Origin of the sequence: Dysgonomonas sp. PF1-14 (assembly GCF_029892965.1) — a bacterium.
Taxonomy (GTDB): domain Bacteria; phylum Bacteroidota; class Bacteroidia; order Bacteroidales; family Dysgonomonadaceae; genus Dysgonomonas.
In genome coordinates this window covers 212,645-237,145 of the sequence record NZ_JARXWN010000004.1, presented here as the reverse complement: position 1 = coordinate 237,145, position 24,501 = coordinate 212,645, and the positions used below count along the sequence as shown (strand labels likewise).

General features: G+C 41.1%; 12 protein-coding genes. 9 read left to right on the top strand and 3 right to left on the bottom strand.

All coding sequences use genetic code 11. From position 1 onward, the window contains the following. Both M2448_RS07405 and M2448_RS07400 read right to left on the bottom strand, forming a co-directional pair. Positions 1–3,150, bottom strand: a complete 3,150-nt coding sequence (locus tag M2448_RS07405) for a multidrug efflux RND transporter permease subunit (RefSeq protein WP_280645274.1) — start codon at positions 3,148–3,150, stop codon at positions 1–3. Beyond that, positions 3,147–4,319 (bottom strand): efflux RND transporter periplasmic adaptor subunit, encoded by a 1,173-nt coding sequence (locus tag M2448_RS07400; protein WP_280645273.1) that lies wholly within the window; start codon positions 4,317–4,319, stop codon positions 3,147–3,149. The genes M2448_RS07405 and M2448_RS07400 overlap by 4 nt, the downstream gene beginning before the upstream one ends. A gap of 719 nt (positions 4,320–5,038) precedes the next feature. Here M2448_RS07400 and M2448_RS07395 point away from each other — a divergent pair. The 8 genes from M2448_RS07395 (at position 5,039) to M2448_RS07360 (ending at position 21,124) form a co-directional block, all read left to right on the top strand. Then, positions 5,039–8,074 (top strand): TonB-dependent receptor, encoded by a 3,036-nt coding sequence (locus tag M2448_RS07395; RefSeq protein ID WP_280645272.1) that lies wholly within the window; start codon positions 5,039–5,041, stop codon positions 8,072–8,074. A gap of 22 nt (positions 8,075–8,096) precedes the next feature. Then, on the top strand, positions 8,097–9,719 hold the full coding sequence (locus M2448_RS07390) for a RagB/SusD family nutrient uptake outer membrane protein (protein ID WP_280645271.1): 1,623 nt from the start codon (positions 8,097–8,099) through the stop codon (positions 9,717–9,719). A 34-nt stretch (positions 9,720–9,753) separates the two neighbouring features. After that, positions 9,754–10,860, top strand: coding sequence for a SusF/SusE family outer membrane protein (locus M2448_RS07385; RefSeq protein WP_280645270.1), 1,107 nt, complete (start codon positions 9,754–9,756; stop codon positions 10,858–10,860). An 825-nt stretch (positions 10,861–11,685) separates the two neighbouring features. Continuing rightward, complete coding sequence (locus M2448_RS07380; RefSeq protein ID WP_280645269.1) at positions 11,686–13,527, top strand: hypothetical protein; 1,842 nt, start codon at positions 11,686–11,688, stop codon at positions 13,525–13,527. A gap of 1,045 nt (positions 13,528–14,572) precedes the next feature. Then, complete coding sequence (locus M2448_RS07375) at positions 14,573–16,486, top strand: hypothetical protein (RefSeq protein WP_280645268.1); 1,914 nt, start codon at positions 14,573–14,575, stop codon at positions 16,484–16,486. Between the two features lie 115 nt (positions 16,487–16,601). Next, positions 16,602–17,729: a TlpA disulfide reductase family protein gene (locus M2448_RS07370; protein ID WP_280645267.1), complete on the top strand. Its 1,128-nt coding sequence runs from the start codon at positions 16,602–16,604 to the stop codon at positions 17,727–17,729. A 274-nt stretch (positions 17,730–18,003) separates the two neighbouring features. After that, positions 18,004–20,163, top strand: coding sequence for a glycoside hydrolase family 97 protein (locus tag M2448_RS07365; RefSeq protein ID WP_280645266.1), 2,160 nt, complete (start codon positions 18,004–18,006; stop codon positions 20,161–20,163). 181 nt (positions 20,164–20,344) lie between these two features. Further along, on the top strand, positions 20,345–21,124 hold the full coding sequence (locus tag M2448_RS07360) for a prephenate dehydrogenase/arogenate dehydrogenase family protein (protein WP_280645265.1): 780 nt from the start codon (positions 20,345–20,347) through the stop codon (positions 21,122–21,124). A gap of 47 nt (positions 21,125–21,171) precedes the next feature. On the opposite strand, the gene M2448_RS07355 is transcribed toward M2448_RS07360, so the two are convergent. After that, on the bottom strand, positions 21,172–22,515 hold the full coding sequence (locus M2448_RS07355) for a glycosyltransferase family 39 protein (protein WP_280645264.1): 1,344 nt from the start codon (positions 22,513–22,515) through the stop codon (positions 21,172–21,174). 444 nt (positions 22,516–22,959) lie between these two features. Between M2448_RS07355 and M2448_RS07350 the strand changes: the two genes are divergently transcribed. Then, positions 22,960–24,474, top strand: coding sequence for a helicase HerA-like domain-containing protein (locus M2448_RS07350; protein ID WP_280645263.1), 1,515 nt, complete (start codon positions 22,960–22,962; stop codon positions 24,472–24,474). The last annotated feature ends 27 nt before the right edge of the window (positions 24,475–24,501 follow it).

Genomic DNA, 24,501 nt, shown 5'->3' with positions numbered 1-24,501 from the left:
TCAAGCTTTTTTTATCAGTTTCTTCAATTTCAGAAACTCAGGGAACTTCAGTTCCGGTATCTTAAACTTTTCTTTTGCCTTGTACACCATTACAAAGAAGAATGGTACAAGTATTATACCAAAAGTAATAGCAATAATCATACCGAAGAATACTCCCGTACCGATGGAATGCCTGCTGGCCGAACCGGGTCCCGAAGCAATAACCATCGGCAACATACCCAACACGAAAGCCAGAGAGGTCATCAGTATAGGACGGAAACGCAGCTTAGCTGCCTGCATGGCTGCAAATATCGGCTGCATACCGGAATCGACCTGTATCTTTGCAAATTCGACTATCAGAATGGCATTCTTTGCTGCCAGACCGATAAGCGTCACCAGACCGATCTGGAAATAGACATCGTTGTCCAGCCCCAGAATCCAGATACCCAGAAATGCTCCCAGTGCGGCAATCGGCAGCGATAACAACACCGATATAGGCACAGTCCAACTTTCGTACAAAGCGGCAAGGAAAAGAAAGACAAAAAGGAATACCAATCCTAGAACAACTCCTGTCTGCCCGCTTGCTTTCTGCTCCTGAAAGGAGAGTCCGCTCCATGCCACACCTATATTTTCGGGCAAATGTTCTTTTCTTATTTTTTCTATCTCGCTCATCGCCTGTCCCGAGCTATAACCCGATGCGGGCGTTACCTGCATGGATGCAGATGTGTACATATTGAAACGGGTGATATTACCCGGCCCCGTAGTGTAGCTTGTCCTGCCCAGTGCGGTAAGCGGCACCATGTCACCATTTGCCGTTTTCACGAAAAACAGATTTATATCTTCGGCTTTAGCACGATACGACTGATCGGCCTGTATATAGACTTTATATATACGGTTAAACATATTGAAGTCATTGACATATACCGAACCCAGATAGGCCTTCATTGTAGAAAATATATCCGACATCGGCACACCGAGCAGCATCGCCTGATCGCGATCTACATCGAAGTACAATTGCGGGATTTCGGGTTGCAGGGATGAAGATACATTCGACAACACTTTCGATTTCTCAGCATAATACATAAATGTATCTGTAGCTGCTACAAGGTCTTCCCATTTAGCATCGGAACGTGCCTGCAACTTCATTTCCACACCTCCTGCCGAACCTAGTCCGGGTATAGCAGGCGGACGGCTTACAAATGCCCTTATTTCAGGGTAGTCATAAAATTCTTTCTGGGCATCACGCATTACTTCATCTACTCCGACACTTCTCTCTTTCCACGATTTCAGTATCACAGTAAGTGTTGTACGCCCCTGATTAGTTCCTACACGCGGACTTGAGCCTGTAACATTCTGCACATATTCTACAGCAGGATGATGATCGAGATAGCTTATCGCCCTGTCTGTCACTGTACGCATACGTTCGAGCGTAGTACCTTCGGGCATTTCGAGTTCGACAGTAAAATATCCCTGATCTTCCTGCGGAATAAAGCTTGTAGGTACAACCTTATTCAGCACGAATATAAACACAAGCACCATACCAAATCCGGCAAGTATTCTGCGGGGGTTGTTTATAACCTTCATCAGAATGTTTGCATATTTGGTATTGCCCTGACTAAGCCATAAATTTATTTTACGGAAAACAATATTCTTTTTCTCGTGATGATTGGACGGACGCAGAATAATGGCACACATCGCCGGACTCAGCGTCAGAGCCACTACTGCCGATATAAGAACAGACACAACTATAGTTACCGAAAACTGACGATATAGCGAACCTGTAATACCATCGAGGAAACTCACAGGAACAAATACGGCTGCCAACACCAAAGAAGTAGCAACCAATGCTCCGGCAAGCTGTTTCATAGCCAGATGTGTAGCCTCACGCGCACCGATCTTTTTCTCCTCCATGATACGCTCGACATTCTCGACGACAACAATGGCATCATCGACAACAATACCGATAGACAGTACCAATCCGAGTAGCGTAAGCATATTCAGCGAAAAGCCCATAGCCAGCATAAACCCGAATGTACCGATCAGCGATATAGGTACGGCAACAATAGGGATAATAGATGCCCTCCAGTTCTGTAATGAAAGGAATACAACGGCGATAACCAAAAAGAGAGCTTCGAATAATGTCTTGTACACCTCATGGATAGACTCACCGATATATTCGGTCATATCGAAAGGAATCAGATAATCGAGTCCTTCCGGAAAGTCATTTTTGATCTGTACCATAGCGGTCTTTACCTCATCAGCTACTTCCATCGCATTAGCACCCGGAAGCATGTATATACTAAGCATAGTAGCATATTTACCGTTCAGTCCGCTTTCTGTATTGTAAGACGAGGCTTCGAGCGATACTCTGGCTACGTCACGCATACGGATAAACGATCCGTCATTATCGGCTTTTACAACAATGTCTTCAAACTCACTTACTGTAGACAGACGCCCCTGTGCCGTAATGGGCATAGATACATCGACATTTACAATCGGTTGTTTTCCCAGTTCGCCTGCTGCCGATTCACGGTTCTGATCTTTAAGTGCATTTTGCAAATCTTTTATCGTCAGTCCAAAGCTGGCAAGCCTGTCGGGGTACACCCATATCTGCATGCCATAGTAGCGACTACCCACATTGGATACACGCCCTACTCCGGGAATACGCCTGATGACGTCCAGTATATTTATTGTAGCATAGTTGCTAAGGTATATTTCGTCATATTTGGGATCATCGGAAGTCAAGGCAATGGTCATCAACTGTCCGGGAGCTTGTTTCTCTACCGATATACCACTTTGCAGCACCTCTGCCGGAAGCCGCGATTCGGCCAGTTTTACCCTGTTTTGTATTTCAACGGCAGCAAGATCGGCATTTGTACTTACATCGAAAGTTACTGTTACAGATAGTCCCCCCGAATTGGAACTGCTCGACTCCATATATATCATACCGGGTGTACCGTTCAGCTCTTGTTCGATAGGCGTAGCTACAGCCTGCGACACCGTAGTAGCATTAGCTCCGGGATAAGATGCGCTTATCTTCACCACAGGCGGTGTTATCTGCGGATATTGCTCTATGGGTAAAAGCACCAGTCCTATGATACCGATAATCACTATCAACAAAGATAGTACGGTGGATAAGACGGGGCGTTCTATGAAAAATCCGGGACTCATTCGTTATCCTCCTTATTTAATTCTTGGGCTTTCTTTTCCGCCTCTATCCGCTGCTCTTCTTCCTGTGTGCGAGGCAAAACTTTTTGCCCATGCGTGAGTTTCTGGAATCCTTCCACCACAATGCGCTCTCCTTCGGCCAGTCCTCTTGTCACCACTATCTTATTATTCTGTTCGGGACCTGTTTCTACAAATCGCTTTTCAACAATATCATCAGGCAGCACAACGAATATGAATGCCCCACCTTTTTCTATAGAAACTGCTTTACGCGGAACTACCAGAGCGTTCTCCAGCACATCGAGTAACAGTTTTACACGGGTAAACTGTCCGGGCAAAAGCACCTGATTCGGGTTCGGCAACTCGGCACGCACACCGAAAGTTCCCGTCTTCGGATCTACCTGCGGGGATGCAAAGTCTACAATTCCGCGCTGGCTGTACACCGAGTTATCGGCAAGAGTAACGATTACTGTAGGCTGCCACGAGCGTGTGGTATCCAGTTCACCCAGATGTACATTACGGCGTTGACTCCGCAAATAATCGAGTGATGTCAGTTTAAAATCGACCTGTACTGTATCACGTTTAACAACAGTAGCCAATAACGACTTCGAATTGCCTACCAGCGTTCCTATATCTACATAGCGTTCGCTTATATAACCCGACAATGGTGAGCGCACCACTGTATAGCTGAGTTCGAGCTCGGCCTGTTCCAAGTCGGCTTTACTCATCAATACATCTGCCTTCGACATATTGAGGGCCGCAACAGCATTATCCAAATCGAGCCTACTGGCTGCATTCTGGTTATAGAGAGGTTCTATACGTTTCAGGTCACTTTCGGCTTTCAGTTCTTTAGCCTCATCACGTTTAAGCTGGGCTTTGGCTTTTTCTACTTTCGCTTTGTAAGGTTTGTTGTTTATGTAGAATAATGCCTCTCCGGCTTTCACTTCTTTACCTTCTATAAAGGTCATCCTTTCCAAAAAGCCCTCTACTCTGGCATGTATCTCTACATTGCGGGAAGCCTTGATAAGCCCGACATATTCTCCATAGATCTCGATATTGTCGACCGTAACGGGTTCCACCTCAACGATAGGGGGATTCTCTGTCGTCTTTTTACACGCACCGAGCAATGCCAGGCACAAGATTGCCAGAAAAAAAACAGATTTTCTATTATTCATATAATTTATTTATAGATAGATTGCTGATTCCTATATTAAACTATTTCATCATTACCTTGTTAATAAATATACAACACAGGGGCATTCTGCTACTGTGAGCAACTGGTTAAGTCATATAATTAACAATTCTCTGTATCGATTTGTTTTTTATTTCACAATAATGTTGTTAGACGTCACAAATTTATAAAATAGTAATTGGTATTTCACTCTCCGCATATCATAAATTAACAAAAAGATATAATAAAAGCCCTAAAATATAGACACATAAGCATCCTCAAAAAGTACATATCCTCCAATCGTTTGCATAACAAAAACCTAATTTTTGTAATTTTTTATATCCCGAAAGCTAATAGTTGTTATGATATTTGTACTACAGAATGTAAGTACCATGAAAGAATACAAAAAAAATCCCCATTGCGTACTTCATCATATTAATTTAAAAGTTGAAAAACAAAATTAAAATTAATGCAAATTAAATCTCATAATACAACATTTTCAGCTGTCGGTTTTCTAACTGAAAACTTGGCAGTTAATACTATTTTGCGAAAAAGAGATAGTAACGGCATTGAAAATAAAAAGGATGCTTACCCCAATTAGAAAATAACCTAGTTGAGAGCTAGCGTCTTCCTGCTTGTATCTAAACCATGACCCTGAGATATTAAATCGACCATAATAAAAGTAATCAAATCAATATTAACGTTAATCTTAATATTATTCAAATGGAAAGAAAGATTAAGAACAGATGTGTGAAAGTATTCTTGCTCTTTATGCTGGGAATGCTTACCTTATCACCTAACATGTATGCGCAAAGCGGTACTATTACGGTGAAAGGAAATGTGAGGGATAACCTCAACGAACCCATCATCAGCGGTAGCGTTGTAGTAAAAGGTACTACTACCGGTACTGTAACTGACTTAGATGGAAACTATACTATAAATGCGCCGGCGGACGGTACATTGGTATTTTCGTATGTGGGCTTTACAGCTCAGGAAATTCCGGTTGGCGGACGTACAACAATCAATGTAACTATGGCTGAAGACGTAGAAATGCTTCAGGACGTAGTTATCATCGGATATGGTAGTGTGAAAAAAGAAGACCTTACCGGAGCTGTAACTACAGTTAATGCAAACTCACTGGCAAAAGGGATGGCTACTTCGGCTTCCGACCTGCTGGTAGGTAAAGCTCCCGGCGTAAGTGTTGTAACTGACGGTGGTGCTCCGGGTGCCGGTGCTACAATCCGCATACGTGGAGGTTCTTCCATGTCGGCAAGTAACGACCCGCTGATCGTTATCGACGGTGTTCCTGTCGACAACAGTGGTGGTATAAAAGGAATGGGAAATGCCTTATCTTCGGTCAACCCTAACGATATCGAAAACTTTACAGTATTGAAAGACGCTTCTGCAACCGCTATCTACGGTTCGCGTGCATCTAACGGGGTTATCCTGATCACTACGAAGAAGGGTAGTCTGGGTAAAAAGGTGAGTGTAAACTATAATGGAACATTCTCGGTAAGTACTAAGGCCGGAGAGGTAGACGTTATGGATGCCGATGGTTTCCGTGGATTTATAACTGAAAAATTCGGAACCGAAAGTGACCAGTACAAAGCAATGGGTACTGCAAAAACAAACTGGCAGGATGAAATTTTCAGAACGGCATACAGTACCGACCACAATGTGGGTATATCTGGCGCTGCCGGAATACTTCCTTACCGTGTATCACTTGGTTACACTAACGAAAACGGTATATTGAAGACATCTAACATGGAACGTTGGACTGGAGCTATTAACCTGAGTCCTAAATTCTTCAACAACATGTTGAGCGTACAATTGAACGTGAAAGGAATTTACAACCTGACCAGATTTGCCGATACTGGCGCTATTGGTGCTGCATCGGAATTTGACCCTACACAGCCGGTTTATAACCCTAATTACAAGGAAGGCGATCCCGGAAATGGATATTACCTGTCTCTGAAAGCTGATGGCAAAACACCTATTGATGTAGGCTTAATGAATCCTGTAGACGCATTATTGTCTAAATACGACAAGGCCAGAGTAAAGAGAAGTATTGGTAACATACAGTTCGATTACAAACTGCATTTCTTCCCTGATTTGCGTGCTAACTTAAATCTAGGTTACGATATCTCGAACAGCCGCGAATGGAATACAACACTGGATAATTCTGTGCGTTCTTGGGTTACAGGCAAATTCAAAACAGGATTCGGAGAAAATGAGAACTATGAGCAGAAGAAAGAAAACTATCTGATGGATTTCTATCTGAATTATGTAAAAGAGTTAAATGAAAAACATCGTTTTGATGTAATGGCGGGTTATTCATGGCAGAATTTTTACAAATATGACTCTACCGAATATCCATATTCTCTTGCTATGCAAAAAGAGAAAGGTGCAACACATTACTCTGAAGGGAAAAGCTACGAGTCTGAAAACTATCTGATTTCATTCTTCGGACGTTTCAACTATACATTCGCCAATAAATATTTATTGACAGTTACTCTTCGTAACGACGGTTCATCCCGCTTCAGTAAAGACAATCGCTGGGGGCTATTCCCAGCTGCAGCATTGGCATGGAGAATATCGGAAGAAGGTTTCATGAAAAATCAGAATGTAATGTCTGACCTGAAACTTCGTCTGGGATATGGTATTACAGGGCAACAAAACATTAGTGATAACGACTATCCTTATATGCCAAAATATAGATATAGCAAAGCCGGAGCCAATTATTACTGGGGTGACGAAAAGATACAACTATTGCGTCCTGAGCCTTATGATATAGACCTGAAATGGGAAGAAACTACGACGTATAATGTGGGACTCGACTACGGATTTTTAGGAAACCGCATTACCGGTGCCGTAGATGTATATTATCGTAAAACTAAAGACCTTATTAATAACATATTTATCCCTGCAGGAACTAACTTCAGCAATCAGCTGATCATGAACTCGGGTACATTGGAAAATAAGGGTATTGAGTTTAATATCACCGGTCATGTAATAGATACTAAAGACCTGACTTGGACACTCGGATACAATGTATCGTACAACAAGAATGAGATTACTAAAATGTTGGATTTCGACAATCCTAACTATATTGGTATTAAGCACGGAGGCATTAGCGGTGGTACAGGAAACAACGTACTGATACACTCCCTGAACAATCCGTTTAACTCATTCTATGTATATGAGCAAATATACAATGCCGACGGTAGCCCTATAGAAGGTGCATATATAGACCAGAACAAAGACGGAGTAATAGATGAAAAAGACCTTATTGCATATAAGAAATCTGCCCCTGACGTGTTTATGGGACTTTCATCTCAGCTTACGTACAAAAACTGGGACTTCAACTTCTCTCTACGTGCCAGCTTTGGCAACTATGCTTACAACAATGTTCAGTCTAACCGCGAAGCCTATGGAGGCTCATCAATGCTAGACCCTACAGGCTTCCTGAAAAACCGTGTAACTACAGCAGGATACACTAATTTCAGCAACCCTCAGTATTTATCGAGCTATTATGTACAGAATGCGTCATTCCTGAGAATGGACAACATTTCGTTGGGATATACATTCCGCAATGTATCGAAAGTGCTTAGTTCGGCGCGTATATACGGAACTGTACAGAATCCGTTCGTAATTACTAAATACGACGGCTTAGACCCTGAATTTAACAATGAAGGTATAGACAATAATATCTATCCGCGTCCACGTATATTTATGCTGGGTGTAAACCTGAACTTTTAATTCCTGAAAAAATAACAGAAATATGAAAACAATAAAATATAAATTCATGACAATAGCAATGTTGTTCGGATTGACAACATTCCTTACCTCTTGTCTTGGAGATCTCGATACACTCCCTCTCGATCCATCCGAACCGGTTGCAGAGACCGCTTATGGGAAAGAACTGAGTACTTATAAATCTACTTTAGCTAAGATTTATGCCGGATTAGCCATTTCGGGTAACGAAGGTGGTGACGGAGATCAGGACGTAGCCGGAGTTGACGGTGGTAGCCAGGCATCATTCCTGCGCGCACTATGGAACCTGCAACAATTGCCTACCGATGAAGCACATTGCTGTTGGAATGACGTTGGTATCGACAGATTCAACTATCATACATGGGATGCCAGTAATGTCTTTATTAAAGGGATGTACTATCGCCTATATTATCAGATAAACCAGTCTAACGAATATCTGCGTGAAACAACTGGCGATAAGCTGAACGAACGTGGTGTTTCGAGCGCCGATCAGGCTGAGATAAAAATATACAGAGCCGATGCTCGTTTTATGAGAGCTTTGTCATACTTCTATCTGCTCGATATGTTCCGTAATGTTCCGTTTGTTACAGAAGACAACGAAATAGGAAAAGTAGCTCCGGAGCAAATTGCAGCAAAAGACCTGTTTGCATATATAGAAACAGAACTGAACGAGTGCCAGAACGATATGCTCGATCCGTTTGTAGGATACAACTCTAAAAACTACGGACGCGCTACCAAAGCTGCTGCATGGTCACTGCTTTCACGCTTGTATCTGAATGCTGAGACATACACAGGTGAAAAGAAATATACCGAAAGTATAACCAACAGCAATAAAGTAATGGCTGTAGGTTACCAACTGGAGCCGAATTATGCCGATATGTTCAAGGCCGACAATGGCAATTCACTGGAAATGATTTTCCCTGTACGCTACGAAGGCGCTGATACTCAAACATGGGGTGGTATGACATTCCTGCTGTGTAGTACAGTTCCATCAGCTCTGCAAGGAGACATAAATGCACAGGGAGCATGGCAAGGCAACCGTGCCCGCGTGTCACTTCAAAGAATATTCCAGAAAGAGAACTCATTGTCAGACGACAGCCGTTACACAATGTTGAAACCAGATTTGGCCGAAAACTTAGACATTATTGATCCAGCAAAATACAAGGATGGTATTCCCGTTGTTAAATTCTCTAATGTAAACAAGAACGGTTCGCTTCCGGCAAGCAATATTGCTTACACAGACTTCCCTATATTCCGTCTGGCCGAAATATATCTGAACTATGCAGAAGCAGTTCTGCGTGGAGGTGCAGGAGGAGATGCTTCTACAGCTCTCAAACTGATCAACGATTTGCGTAAACGTGCCTATGGGAATGATGACAATGCAACTATCACCAACTCTGACCTGACACTGGATTTCATCCTGGACGAAAAAGGACGTGAATTCTTCTTTGAAGCACAACGCCGTACCGACCTTGTCCGCTTCGATAAACTGACTACTGAGTCTTATATATGGCAATGGAAAGGTGGTACTTTCGATGGTAAATCGGTGGACAAGAAATATAATGTATTCCCGATACCTGCCGACGATATGGGATCAAATCCAAATCTTACTCAATATCCGGGTTATTAATCTGTATCAATATAGAAACATAATATACTAGAACATGAAAAAACTTAATATATTTTCAATCATTGTCTTCTCCTTACTTGCCTTTGTGGCATGTACTGATGAAAACGACCACATCAAACTGGATGGAGACAGTAGCTTTGTGAAACCGGTACTGGAGCAAAATGTACTACAAAACTTTGTTGTAGAGCAAGAGACTGTCCTATCCGACTCTATCGGTTACTGGAAATGGACAAAGGCCGAATACAATATACAGGCACCTCCTTCATATAATATGCAAGTGGACGTATCGCCATCTTTCGAAACAGCTCAAAGTGTTACAACTACTGCTGATACATATATAAAGATTACCTACGATATGTTGAATAAGGCTGCGCTGAGATTTGTTGAATCTTCACAGGAAATAACACTCTATTTCCGTCTGAAAGCCAGTTTAGGTACAGCAGAAGCTGGTCCGATCCTCTACTCGGAAACAAAGCAGGTAACATTCACTTGTCGTCCGTCTATCAAATCGGCACTCTATATTGTCGGTGACGGTCTGGTTGGATGGAAAAACGAAGGCAAAGAAAATGTAGGAAGTGACCTGCAACTATTCTTCGCCGATCAAAGCTCAGATGCCGATCTTAAATATACTTATACCGGAGTGTTTAAAGCCGGAGGAATGAAATTCCCAACCAAAGCTGGTAACTGGGATGATGCATATGCATACAAGGGAGGCAAATTATCTCCTAAAAATAACGGAGACAATTATGCTTCCGCCGGAGCAGGACTATATACATTGTCGGTAGACCTGAAAACTCTGGAAATAAAAATGGAAGCATACACTAAGCCGGCGCCTGTATATGAAAAAATAGGTATGGTAGGTACTGCTGCTATCGACTGGGACAACGATACATTTATGGAAAAAGTGGCCGACCATGTATGGGTTACCAAATCTATAAACCTGAAAGCAGGTGCACTGAAATTCAGGGCAAATGCCGGATGGGATAGCAACTGGGGTGCTTCGACAAAAACTGAGCAAGAGTTCCCATTCGGAAAAACCGGTGGAGAAGACTTCATCATTGAAGAAGCCGGAACGTACTTTGTTGCACTGAACAGCTTATCAGGAAACTATATTATCATTCCTGTTGGGGATCTACCTTAACAGATAATTATAAGTAAGGCACTAAACTTTAAGAGTGGAAGGACAAAATCCTTCCACTCTTTTTTATATACAGCCTTTTTGTTTCAATAAACATATGAATACATATATTAGCATATATATGTCAACAGAAAGGCTTCTTTACATTAACAACTGCCGTTAATTGCAAATATTAATAGCCGATATTAAAGTTTCATTTTTCGACAAGTTTTCAGCAAAAATTTGCGAAATAGAAAAATTGCATGTACTTTTACAACCGATATAAGTAAAACAAGACAAAATAATGAGTATTTCTACACAAGATGCAGTAAGATTTGCAACTGTTTTTCCATCTGAAAATTTGGAAGTTAGCTCTATTTTGCTAGAGAGAGAGAGAGAGAGACTAAATAATCCTCACCACTTACATTCCAAAAGCAATTTTCTTAATTTAATCTTATTTACATACTATTCCATGCGCACTCTTGTGTGCATGCAAGACTGCGTGCATACACGCATAAGCTTAACCAATAATTTAAAAAGAGACAAAAGCTATTTAATTTTTTTGACAAAGAAATTGAATGAAGTGATTTCTACGGCATATCACCGGATATGCCGTAAGAGACTACATCGTGTTTCAAACATACAAATTCAATGCCTGAAGAAAAATGAAGGGTATTACTCTACTTATTACCAAAGTATTGTTTATTGTCTTCAATATTGTCTTCCCTTTATTACCCCACCTTCCATTTGCGAAAATCGAAGCCGGGTACTTCAGTGCATTGTTTTTTCTGAACGTGATCTAATTAACAATTATATGAATTTTAATACTTAACTAAACTAGTAAAAAAGATGAAGACAAAACTATCAGTCTTATTATTAAATGCTTTTCTAATAATAAGTAGTTTGGGCGGGATGAAAGCTCAGGTAACTATCGGTCACTCCGAAGCGCCGGAAAAACATGCTACCCTACAGATCAAAGACCAGACAGCGCCCAGTACGGGCGGTGTTACAGCTAAAAATGGAGGGCTTCTACTTCCGCGTGTAGAGTTGGAAAATAAGTACCAGCTACTTCCATTCTATCAGGGAGATACAACGAACACTGACTACAAAACAGTGACAAAGCCTGCACATACAGGACTCATCGTTTACAATCTGAAAGAGAATGATGATGACGAATTATGTCTTGGATTTAACCAGTGGGACGGTGGACAGTGGAACTGCTTTCAAGAGAAAATGGGAAATGCAAAGTTCGCCCCTGTAGATTGCTCCGACATTACGGTCAATGGAGTATATGTAGAGGGAATGACGACCACTTCTGCAAATTATTTAAGCATCAACCTTAATGTAACAAAGGCCGGGGCTTTTGCTATTACGGCAACATCAAACAACGGGTATAACTTTTACCTGTCGGGAGTTGCGTTGAATGTAGGATCTATGACCGTCAATATCCCATGTCAAGGCACTCCAGTAGATGTGCAAACCGATAAACTTACCTTCAGCGGTATAGAACTATCTCAGGGCTGTGAGCCGGAAGTACAAGTTTCTTCTGCGGTGAGCAGTTACTCCCTGAATTGTTCGAGTGTGGTGGTCAACGGACAATATGTAAAAGGACAGAATCTGACAAGTGCCAATACTATAACTTTAAACGTGAATGTATCTGAAACCGGTTCATATTCTATTCTTGTTGAAAAAACAAATGGGGTACGTTTCTCTGCCACAGGCGATTTTACCAGTACAGGATCCCACTCCATAACTCTGGTAGGTAGCGGAAGCCCTACTGTTAATAATGATTTTCCAGTAACTATTATTTCCAATACCAAAGATGGAAATGCCACTTGTAATGCTACAATTCCTGTTACTCTTCCGTTCATGACTTATGCTATTGTGGGTAATAGTAGAACCTATTCATGGGCTACCGCCGAAAGAAAAAAAGCCTTAGACAACGGAGATAGCTTTGGCCCTAATGGAATTGTTAAAACACTAGGTCTAAGCCAATTATGGTCTACAGGAAGTGTTTCTACCGCTACTGATCAGATTAACAACGGGTATAATGGAAAATTCCCCGATGTAATACTTTATTTTGCTTATTCAACTGCTCCAAACAACGCTTTAACTACAGCATTAGCAAACTATATCAATAAAGGAGGAACTGTAATTTATGGATCAGCAGATGGTACATCAAGCGATGTGAACATCTTACTGAATGGTATATTTGGGATACAGACTGCTCAAGCTCAAGCAAGTGGAAATGATGACATTTATCTTATCTCAAATTTTCCGGAAGACCCGGTGATTAATGGTCCATTTGGAAATCTTTGTTCCAAATACTGGGGAGAAGACAATGGATCTACAGGGTCAGTGATTATGACTCAATTACCTCCCAATTCTGTACAAGTTTGTACAGCAAGAGGAGTAGAAAATTCGAAAAGAGAAGTGGATCCTACCTATTCCATTGTGTGGTATAACGACTCTAAAAGCTTCTTTTTTATAGGAGATAGTACGGGGTCTTCATCTTCAAATACTACAAATAATGCATATCCTTCGTATTACACCAACACAGGACTTCCTAACTCTAAACTATATGGTCCTAGTAGTACCGAAACCCAATTTGTGTATAATGCGGCTCTTGAACTAAATGCAGTATCATGGGCTCTTAAGAAAGCAGCCGTTAGTGGTATCAATCCTCATTAATAGATAAGGTTAATCATACAATAATAAAGGAAAACCGATAAAGTTTTGGCGTATAAAGCTTTTCAGAATTATAGCCTCCTGCCGTAAGCAGGAGGCTTTTCCGAAAAAGTACATCTGCATCAAAACCCGCACATAAAGTTCAGTGTCACACAGCTTTAGATATGGCAGGCAATTTCATTAATGAAACCTATGTCCCCAAATAGTATATTATGTATTTCATGATATTAACTATTGTTATCAGTCACCTACCAATTATGCGTTAATTTTACACTAACATATATTATATTTTAGAACACATACATTAGCATATATATAAACAGAAAGGCTTATTATCATTAACAAATACTGTTAATTGCAAATACTAATCGCCGGTATTAAAGTTTCATTTTTCGACAAGTTTTCAGTAAAAATTTGCGAAATAAAAAAATTGCACGTATTTTTACACCCGATAATAAGTAAAAAGACAATAAATGTTTATCTCTTCACAAAAAATTGCAAGATTTGCAACCGTTTTTCCATTTGATAATTTGGAAGTTAGCTCTATTTTATTAAAGAGAGAGCTAAATAAATCAGAACAATCATTCCTTTTTCCCAACTTAACACTTTTCAGATCGAAAAGTGCTAAGACTACATATACATACTCCAAACATATACAGCTAAAAGACACATATTATTCCATCTGCGCGCATCGTTATGTACGTACATGCATAAGCTTAGTCAATAATTTTCAAACACACAAAAACTATTTAATTTTTTTGAAAAAGAAATTAGATGAATGGATCTCTACGGCATATCACCGGATAAGTCGCAAGAGTCTGCATGTTGTTTCCAAAATACAAATTCAATGCCTGAAGAGAGATGAGAGGGTATTACTCTACTTATTACGTAAGTACAGTTATTGTCTTCAATATTTGTCTTCCTTTCATTATCCAACCTTCCATTTGCGAAAACCGGAGTCGGATACTTCAGTGCATTGAATTTATTTTAACGCGATTTAATTTACAATTATATGAATTTTAATACTTAACTAAACTAGTAAAAAAAGATGAAGACAAAACTATCAGTTTTATTACTCGGGCTGTTGATGACAAGTTTTTCCCTGATGTATGCACAGGGGGGAGTTACTGTCGGAATGGGAGAAAGTCCCATAGAAGGAGCTATTTTACAGGTGAAAACTATTCCTGACAACACCTCGAATGGAGATGTGAATGCGACACAAGGCGTGGGACTGCCACGCGTAGCATTGGTAAAGAAAAATCAGTTGCAACCGATGTATTCGGCAGCAGATGCTGTGTTATTAGACGAGACAAAGAAAAAAGCACACAAAGGCCTGCTGGTATATAATACACAAGAGGTAGCAGAAGAAGAACTGGTTATAGGACTCAACTACTGGGACGGTGAAAAATGGGTTCCTGTATCGGAAACGCAAAGCAAGGCCGAAGTTGAGATAGACTGTAACAAAGTACGTGTATACGGTAAATACTACCGCTTGGTACCGGTAACTTCGTCAAATTACATTGTACTACCTGTCAACGTTACCAAGAAAGGCGACTACAACATTATGGCTACTACCGGAAACGGTTACTATTTCCAGGCATCGGGCACATTTGCCGATAAAGGGAAAGTAGAACTAAGGCTGGAAGCGATGGGAACACCCGGAGCAGTTCAGGTAGACGGTGTTACCTTTACCAACAACGGAAGCCCTATACCAAATACTTGTACTATCGAAATAGACGTACAGGTAGCAACGATGACATATCGCATCGAAAGCTGCGAAGACATCAAGGTAGTAGGAGATTATCAGACCCGCAGAGAAATGAGCGGTTCGCGCAACTATGTAGAAATACCAGTGAATGTGATAATGGACGGAACCACCACTTGGGAAACCGACCTGATCAATGGAATTAAATTTGTGGTAAACCAAACATTCGATGCTCTTGGCGAAACTACCCTTGTAGCCAAAGCACAAGGAGTACCGAAAAAATCGGGCAAGTACACTTACGAATTTGTAACAGATGGAGCCGTTAAAAACGAGTGTTCTTTTGTTGTAGAGTTTTTCTCTACACTGGGTACATATGGCGACCCGGCTTGTAAATGCCTCGACATATACGAAGAACGTCCTGACGTAACCAATGGTGAATACTTTTTGTTAGATTGCCTAGATGGGACAGGCACTGCTACTCCTGTAAAAACATTCTGCGACATCGTGAATGGTGGCTATACACTTGTGTGGTCGTTCAGTGAGAGAACATCCCGCAATACATATGCACCTATAAATAACATGTCGTTGGATGCGAATTATAGGTTTGCAGTTAACACAGAACGTAACCGTGTTACTACTGAAGATGGAATAATTAATTATGCAGACTATCGTTTGTCACGTAAAGAGTTCCAGCATTTTCCGAATTCTACCACAAATCCGCAACTGAAAGTGCGTATCTGCGAAAATCCAACAGACATGAATGATCCATGGGGATTGAATAACTATGGCGTTATCTCGCCAAGAAATGCGGTTGAAAACCCTATTGAGTCTATCTTCGGACCTCTTTTGGTTCCATCGGTAGGTAAACTTTACGGTAAGGCTTGGGAGCAAAAAGCTGCTGGTGGTGGAGCTTTTGGCGGCTGGGATGAAGTGACCGGAAATCACCATATAGCCCTTTATAGCAATGCATCGTATCCTACCCATTGGGACTGGGGATTTTTGGCTCTGCCTGACAGATTGTTCGACGTAGTTCCTGATAAGGGTGGAGACAACAACCAAATGTCGTTATTCCATAATAATAATATGTTCGGTTGGTTTGGTGAAGATCAGCCTAACCACCACTTTGGTAAATGTAATAGTGCCACTGCTGATGACTTCGACTTTAGTGTGAAAAGGTGTGCAGGGCATACTAATCTATACCCTCACTCTTCACTCAATGGCGGAGAAGGACGTTACCTTCAGTGGTTTGTGAAATAGTATAATGGGATTTTAATCCTTAAATAATCAGATAGAATCAACCTTAGTTGGAATAGACCAGCTAAGGTTGATTGATTCTAAGTCATTCTTTTTAACTACCAATTCAGATTAAAAAATGAAGTTTAGATTGATATTCACCCTATTCTTGATCGCAACAGTCGGAGCTTTTGCCCAAACGAATAAAGAATTTGTCATCGAGGGTAAGTTTGCCGACGAAAAGGCTCCGGGTACAGTTTTTCTTTTCTACAAAGACCCTGTTAGCGGCCGTCCTGTCAACGACTCTATACTACTCGACAATGGCAGATTTACATTCAGCGGCACTATCGAATACCCTGTCTATGCAAAAATAGTTTACACCTTCAATGGCAATATACTTTATGCTACAGCGGCAGACCAGCGGCAGTTCTATATCGATCATGGTAAGATAACGATAACAGGCAGACAACTGTTCAATGCAGAAATAAAAGGCTCTGCTACTCAGGATTTATTAACAGAGTACTTTGACATTATCCGTCCGGTGCAAAAGAAAATGATTGAGGTGAGGACAGATCGGGATGACATCTACAAACCATATTCGCCGGAGCATCGCAGCTTGCTCGATCGCCGTCTCGAAGAACTTAGCAAGGAGTATAATCGCCTTTCGATGGATTTTGTAGGAGCGCACCCCGACAATATACTGGCTGTAGATATGCTGCGTTCCGAAAATGCTACCCACCCCGAAAACGAACAGGTGGAAGTACTTTATAACCGCTTGGACGAAAATCTGAAAAATTCGGTTCCGGGAAAACGGCTTAAACGTGAAATTCAAAATAAAAAGCGTCTCACGCGAGGTCGTGTTGCGCCCGAATTTACTGCTACTACACTTCGCGGAGAGTCTAAGTCCTTATCAATGTACAAAGGTAAATGGGTATTACTCGTATTCTGGTCGCCGACCTGCGATATTTGTCGTCGTGAGGCTCAGGAGTTGAAACAGATATATGCAGAGTACAAAGAAAAAGGATTTGAGATCATCGGTTTCACTATCGAAGAATCAAAGCCTGAATGGGAAAAAGCGGAGTCTGATCTTGAACTTCCCTATATTACACTGTCTGACCTAAAGGCATGGAGTAGCCCTATTGTTGAACAATATAAGATCAGTGCAGTACCTGAAAATTATCTGATCAACCCTGACGGATTAATCTATGCGATAGACATATACAGTTACGATCTGATGGAAACACTGAATAGTGTATTAAAGAAATAAATAAAAAGAGATTATCTCATTCAAGAAGTGCACTCCGGAAAGTCAGATAAAGACTTTAGGGGTGCACTTCTCGATTTGTTCTGCCTGTCTTTACTATATATATGTACATACCACTGCAAACGTTTGCAAACTTTTTCGTCGGGTTTACTTATTATAATATGTATCATTCGCTGCAAAAGTTGTTCCTTTGCACTGTAAAAACTTTTTATTTGAAATCATGAAAAAAGTAATCAACTTTTCCATTTTAATCGGCTTTTGTTTATTATTTTGCACAATGAAAGCGCAAGAAGTAAAATCCCCAAACGGGAATCTGTCTCTGAAATTCTCATTACAGAGCGGAGGAGTTCCTACATATAGCCTTACCTATAAGGGGAAGGATGTGATCAAACCAAGTAAGCTGGGACTGGAACTTAAAGACAACAGTGACGTCAATAATGATTTCAGTGATTTTTCTGTAAAAAGAATTGAGAAAGAGCAAAAAGAAGATAAAGTATCCTTGCTTAACGGCTTCGACATAACAGATACAAAAACGTCCACATTTGACGAAACATGGCAACCGGTATGGGGTGAGACAAAAAATATCCGTAACCATTATAACGAACTGGCTGTAACACTCAACCAGAAATCGACAGACAGGCATATTCTTATACGCTTCCGCGTATTCGATGATGGACTGGGCTTTCGCTACGAATTTCCGGAACAAAAAAATCTGGTCTATTTCGTCATCAAAGAAGAACGTACTCAGTTTGCTATGGCAGGAGACCATAAGGCAATATGGATTCCGGGCGACTATGATACACAAGAGTATGATTATACCACATCGAAGCTATCGCAGATCAGAGGACTGATGAGTAAAGCTATTACGCCCAACTCGTCGCAGACACCCTTCTCTGAAACAGGAGTACAAACTGCTCTGATGATGAAGTCTGATGATGGACTCTATATCAATCTGCACGAAGCCGCTCTGATCAACTATTCATGTATGCACCTTAATCTGGATGACAAGAATATGGTATTCGAATCGTGGCTTACACCCGATGCACAAGGATATAAAGGTTATATGCAAGCACCTTGTTCTACACCATGGCGCACAGTAATAGTAAGCGATGATGCCCGCGACATACTGGCTTCAAATATTACACTGAATCTGAATGAGCCATCTAAAATAAAAGATACCTCCTGGATCAAACCGGTAAAATATGTAGGTGTATGGTGGGAAATGATCACCGGAAAAAGCACATGGGCTTATACTAACGAGTTGCCAAGTGTTCAGCTTGGAGTTACAGACTATAAAAAGACTAAGCCAAATGGTAAACATGGAGCAAACACTGCTCATGTAAAAGAATATATCGACTTTGCAGCCCTTCACGGACTCGATGCTGTACTAGTAGAAGGATGGAACGAAGGATGGGAAGACTGGTTCGGAAATTCGAAAGATTATGTTTTCGATTTCGTAACTCCATATCCAGATTTCGATGTAAAAGAACTACATGCCTATGCAAAAAGTAAGGGAGTGAAACTAATGATGCACCACGAAACTTCTTCTTCGGTACGCAACTACGAACGCCATATGGACAAGGCGTACCAGTTTATGGCAGATAATGGATATAACTCTGTAAAAAGCGGATATGTGGGTGATATCATTCCTCGTGGCGAACATCACTACGGACAATGGATGGTAAATCACTACCAGTATGCTTTCGAGAAAGCTGCCGATTATAAGATTATGGTAAATGCACACGAGGCTGTACGTCCGACAGGTGTTTGCCGTACATGGCCCAATCTCATCGGAAACGAATCGGCACGCGGAACAGAATATCAGGCATTCGGCGGCAGCAAGCCTAACCATGTGACTGTATTGCCATTCACTAGGCTGATTGGTGGGCCTATGGATTATACTCCGGGTATCTTCAATATGGATGTAAGCAAATACAATCCCGAAAACAATTCTCATGTAAACAGTACTCTGGCAAACCAACTGGCATTATATGTAACAATGTACAGTCCGCTGCAAATGGCTGCCGACCTGATAGAAACATACAATCAGCATCTCGATGCATTCCAGTTTATCAAAGATGTAGCACTTGATTGGGACGACAGCAAATATCTGGAAGCCGAACCGGGAGAATACGTGACGGTAGCCCGCAAGGCAAAAGGAACTAATAACTGGTTTGTAGGAAGTGTTTGTGATGAAAACGGACGTACCTCGAATATTACATTCGATTTCCTCGATCCGAACAAAACATACATTGCAACAATATACGGTGATGCAAAAAACGCTCATTACAAAATAAATCCTCATGCATATGAAATACGCAAGGTAGTGGTAACAAGCAAGTCGAAACTATCACAGCCATGTGCAGCAGCAGGAGGTTACGCTATAAGTATTATGGAAGCCGATAATACTCAAACGAAGGGATTGAAAAAGCTATAACAAGGTAAAAATCAATTTGGTTATCAAAAGGTTGAAAGCTGCTCCTTCAGGGGAGCGGCTTTTTTGTTTATAAAAATATAATACTTATATGTCAGTAGCTGCGCTATGAGTTAAAAAATCCAGAACTTATAACTTATAACTTATAACTAATATCTATCTTTGCACCATAATTTTTTTAAGGATGAAAATATTAATACTTGGAGCCGGAAAAATGGGTTCCTTTTTTGCAGATATACTCAGCTTTGACCACGAAGTTGCCGTATTCGATATAGACCCGAAGCGATTGAGATTTGTGTACAATGTAGTAAGGATGAGCAATCCGGAAGAAATAAAAGATTTCGACCCCGAAATAGTGATCAATGCCGCTACACTCAAATATACCATCGAAGCATTTGATGCCGTATTGCCATACTTGGGCAAGGAATGTATATTATCCGACATCGCATCTGTAAAGACAGGGCTCAAAGAGTATTACCAAAAGGTAGGGAGGCCTTTTGCATCTACACATCCGATGTTCGGCCCTACCTTTGCCAGCCTGAGCGACCTCAGCACGCAGAGCGCTATCGTTATTTCCGAATCGAACCATTGGGGAAAAATTTTCTTTAAAGATTTGTACAGCAGCCTTAAGCTGGGCGTTTTTGAATACACCTTCGAAGAGCATGACGAGACTATCGCCTACTCCCTGTCAATACCGTTTGCTTCTACCCTTGTATTTGCTTCGGTGATGAAACATCAGGAGGCTCCCGGCACGACATTTAAAAGACATATGAATATTGCACGCGGGCTGTTGTCGGAAGACGACTTCCTGCTTACCGAAATATTATTCAATCCTTATACGCCTGCTCAGGTAGAAGGCATCCGCGAGGAACTTAAAAATCTGTTGGGAATTATAGAGAAAAAAGACACTGTCGCCATGCGTAACTTCCTGACCAAAGTAAGGGCGAATATCGCAGACCAATAAACAGTAAAATTATACTCAATATCAGAAAGCCGTATACGAATAATTCGTTATACGGTTTTTTTCTTTTTTCGGCTTTGTATATACTCTACCATATTCAGCACCACCGAAACAACCATTAGCATTTCGAACGGATAACTGAAACGCGAATTGGTACCATAAGTAGCAAATGCCTGCAAAACGGAAGCAGTAAGTACAACCACAGATATTACCAATACAGGACTGACCTGTCTTTGTCTCACCGCGACCACTATATTATATGGGATCAATAGTACGAAAAGTATTTTAGCGAACTGCAATAATATCCGTTCCGCGTAACTGATATATAATACTGCACCAGCCGCCTCAGAAACTCCGAATCCATACCGTTCCCAATACAGTGACGTTTTCCAGAAATCGCGCCACGAAACAAAGACTTGTTTCAGATAACTGACCGGATTTTTCTTTATAGTAGCAATGCTGTAATCATACAATAGCGCTGACAAATCGGGATATGAAAGCCCTGTCTTTTCTAGCAGTTCAAAATAAGCATCCCATATAACCATCGCTTCCTCATTATCAGAGACTCTGTTGTCCCTGTACCGGGCGTAGGTCTCCCCTATTTCCCGATACTTTGGTGTAGTTTTTTCGGCAAAGGACACACAATTCTGAGCCAGATTGAATCCATAAAAAGTAGTGGAAACGAAATGCCCTGTATTTACCTTATTCACATACGACCATCCGAGAAAAGCAAGCAAAGGTATTAACCACATTATCAAATATTTGCTTACAACAGACACAGATGGTTTCTTTTGTAACAAAAGGAATGCAAATAATATAAACGGAAGAAATATATAGAATGGCTTTATAAGCACCAGATATGTACACAATAGAGTAACCAGTATAAGCTTACCTATCGTTTTCTCCTGATACAGATAGCGGAAGAAATAATAGAACACAAGCATCACAACCAACAATGTCAGCGATTCGGTAAGAATGGCAAATTCAAAAAAGACAGTCGGCAGATAGCAAGAGAAAAAGAGAGAAACAGCCAAAGCCACCTCTTTACGTATATTTACGATCAAGCAGATTTTATATAATAATATTAATGTGAATATTCCCGCCAGCATTTGCACAAAGGGAATAAGCAGAAGAATAACTCCATGACTGGAAAAAAAAGGAAGGCTGAAAAGAGCCAGTAAAAAAGGATATCCGGGCGAACGCTCTCCTTCGTATCCGGATAAATCCAGATGGAGTAGCTTATTTCCCAAAGCAATATAATCTTCGCTATCGGGGTAAGGGGTTATCTGTCCATATAGAAATAATATAGCTATACGAAACAAGATAGCTGTGAAAACAATCGTTCCCACAGGGTAAGTATTCAGCCATTGCCATATTTTTCCGAGTAATTTCATTCTATATTTTTTCAAAGATAAATCTTTATCCTCTCCTAATTGTATTCCATTCGCTATAAAATGTTTATTTTTGTCTCTGTAATGAAGTTTACTAAAAAGCTTTATCTATATACAAGTAACCGATAGCGATCGGACTTTTCTGATAAACAACAAAAGTAATGAACACCGAAAACTGTGCAAATTCGTTACATTCGTTACTTTTTAGTTAAAATGGGAGTGTTGTATGTAGGGGCGAATTGCATTCGCCCGAAAATCGGATAAGCGGGCGAATGCAATTCGCCCCTACTGGAGAACAAAAAAGTAATGAAAAGCAAAAACAATACAAATCCGTTACATTGACTCCGCTTCGCTCTGTCGAACGTTGTTTCGTTACTTTTTAGTTAAAAAAAAACAGAGAACACAAATACTAAAACAATAATATTCAGAAACTTAAAATAGAATCCAATGTTTGACAACGAAAAAAGGGCATTTGTTGCCATATCACAAGACGCGGAAGTTTGCATTTTCCCCAAAATGGCTAATCGCCATGGACTGATTACCGGAGCCACAGGAACAGGTAAAACCGTAACATTGCAAACAATGGCCGAAACATTCAGTTCGATGGGTGTACCTGTATTTGCCGCCGACGTAAAGGGCGACTTATCCGGAGTAGCTGCCATAGGAGGAAATAAAGAAAGTGTTACACAACGTGTAGAATCATATCATCTGGCTGACAAGGGCTTCAAATTTCAGGCATTCCCTGTTCAATTCTGGGATGTATTCGGTGAACAAGGTACACCTATCAGGGCTACAGTAGCCGACATGGGACCGTTACTGTTAAGCAGGTTATTATCGCTGAACGATACTCAATCGGCTGTACTTACCATTATCTTTAAGATTGCAAAAGACGAATCGCTGGAGATCATAGACCTGAAAGACTTGCAGAAGTTGCTCGAATATGTGGGTAATAATGCCGCTAAATTCACTACCGGTTACGGAAACATCTCCACAGCCAGTATCGGAGCTATACAACGCGGACTGATCACATTGGAACACGACGGAGCCGATCAGTTTTTCGGAGAGCCGAATCTGAATATAGACGATCTGATACAAACTGTCGGAGACAAAGGTGTTATAAATATTCTGGCATCGGATAAGCTGATGAACTCACCAAGAGTTTACACTACATTCCTTATGTGGCTGATGACTAAACTATTCGATGTGATGCCGGAAGTCGGAGACCCCGACAAGCCGAAGATGGTATTCTTCTTAGATGAAGCACACCTATTGTTCAACGATGCACAGAAAGCTTTATTAGAAAAAATAGAGCAGGTTGTTCGCCTCATCCGCTCCAAAGGAATTGGTATCTACTTCATATCTCAGACACCTGCCGACATTCCTGATTCTGTACTAGGACAGTTGGGGAACCGCGTGCAACATGCCTTGCGCGCTTACACTCCTAAAGACCAGAAAGCAGTAAAAGTGGCAGCACAAACATTCCGAGCTAATCCGGCATTCGATACCGAAACCGTAATATCGGAACTGGGAACGGGAGAAGCTCTGGTATCATTCCTCGACGAAAAAGGAAGGCCTAATCAGGTAGAGCGTGCCTATATACTGCCTCCCGAAGGCCAAATAGGGCCTCTCGATCAGGATGCACGTAAAAAGATGACAGAAAGTTCAATCTTGTATCGTCATTATTCGCAAGTACAAGACAGAGAATCAGCATACGAAAAACTAACCGAACGCATGCAGGGAACTCTCAGCGAAAAAGAACAGGCAGCACAGGCCAAAGCCGAAGCTCTGGCACAAAAGGAAGCCGAAAAAGCCCGAAAAGAACAAGAGCGTGCACAACGTGAACAAGAGAAACTAGATCAGAAAAAATCGGCTGAGAACAAACGCTTTTGGAGCAAAATGACGTCTACCGTTATTGCCCCTATTGCCAAACAGTTGGTAAACGCTTTTTTGAAGAAGAAATAATAAGAAGAAAGCATCCGTATAATAATT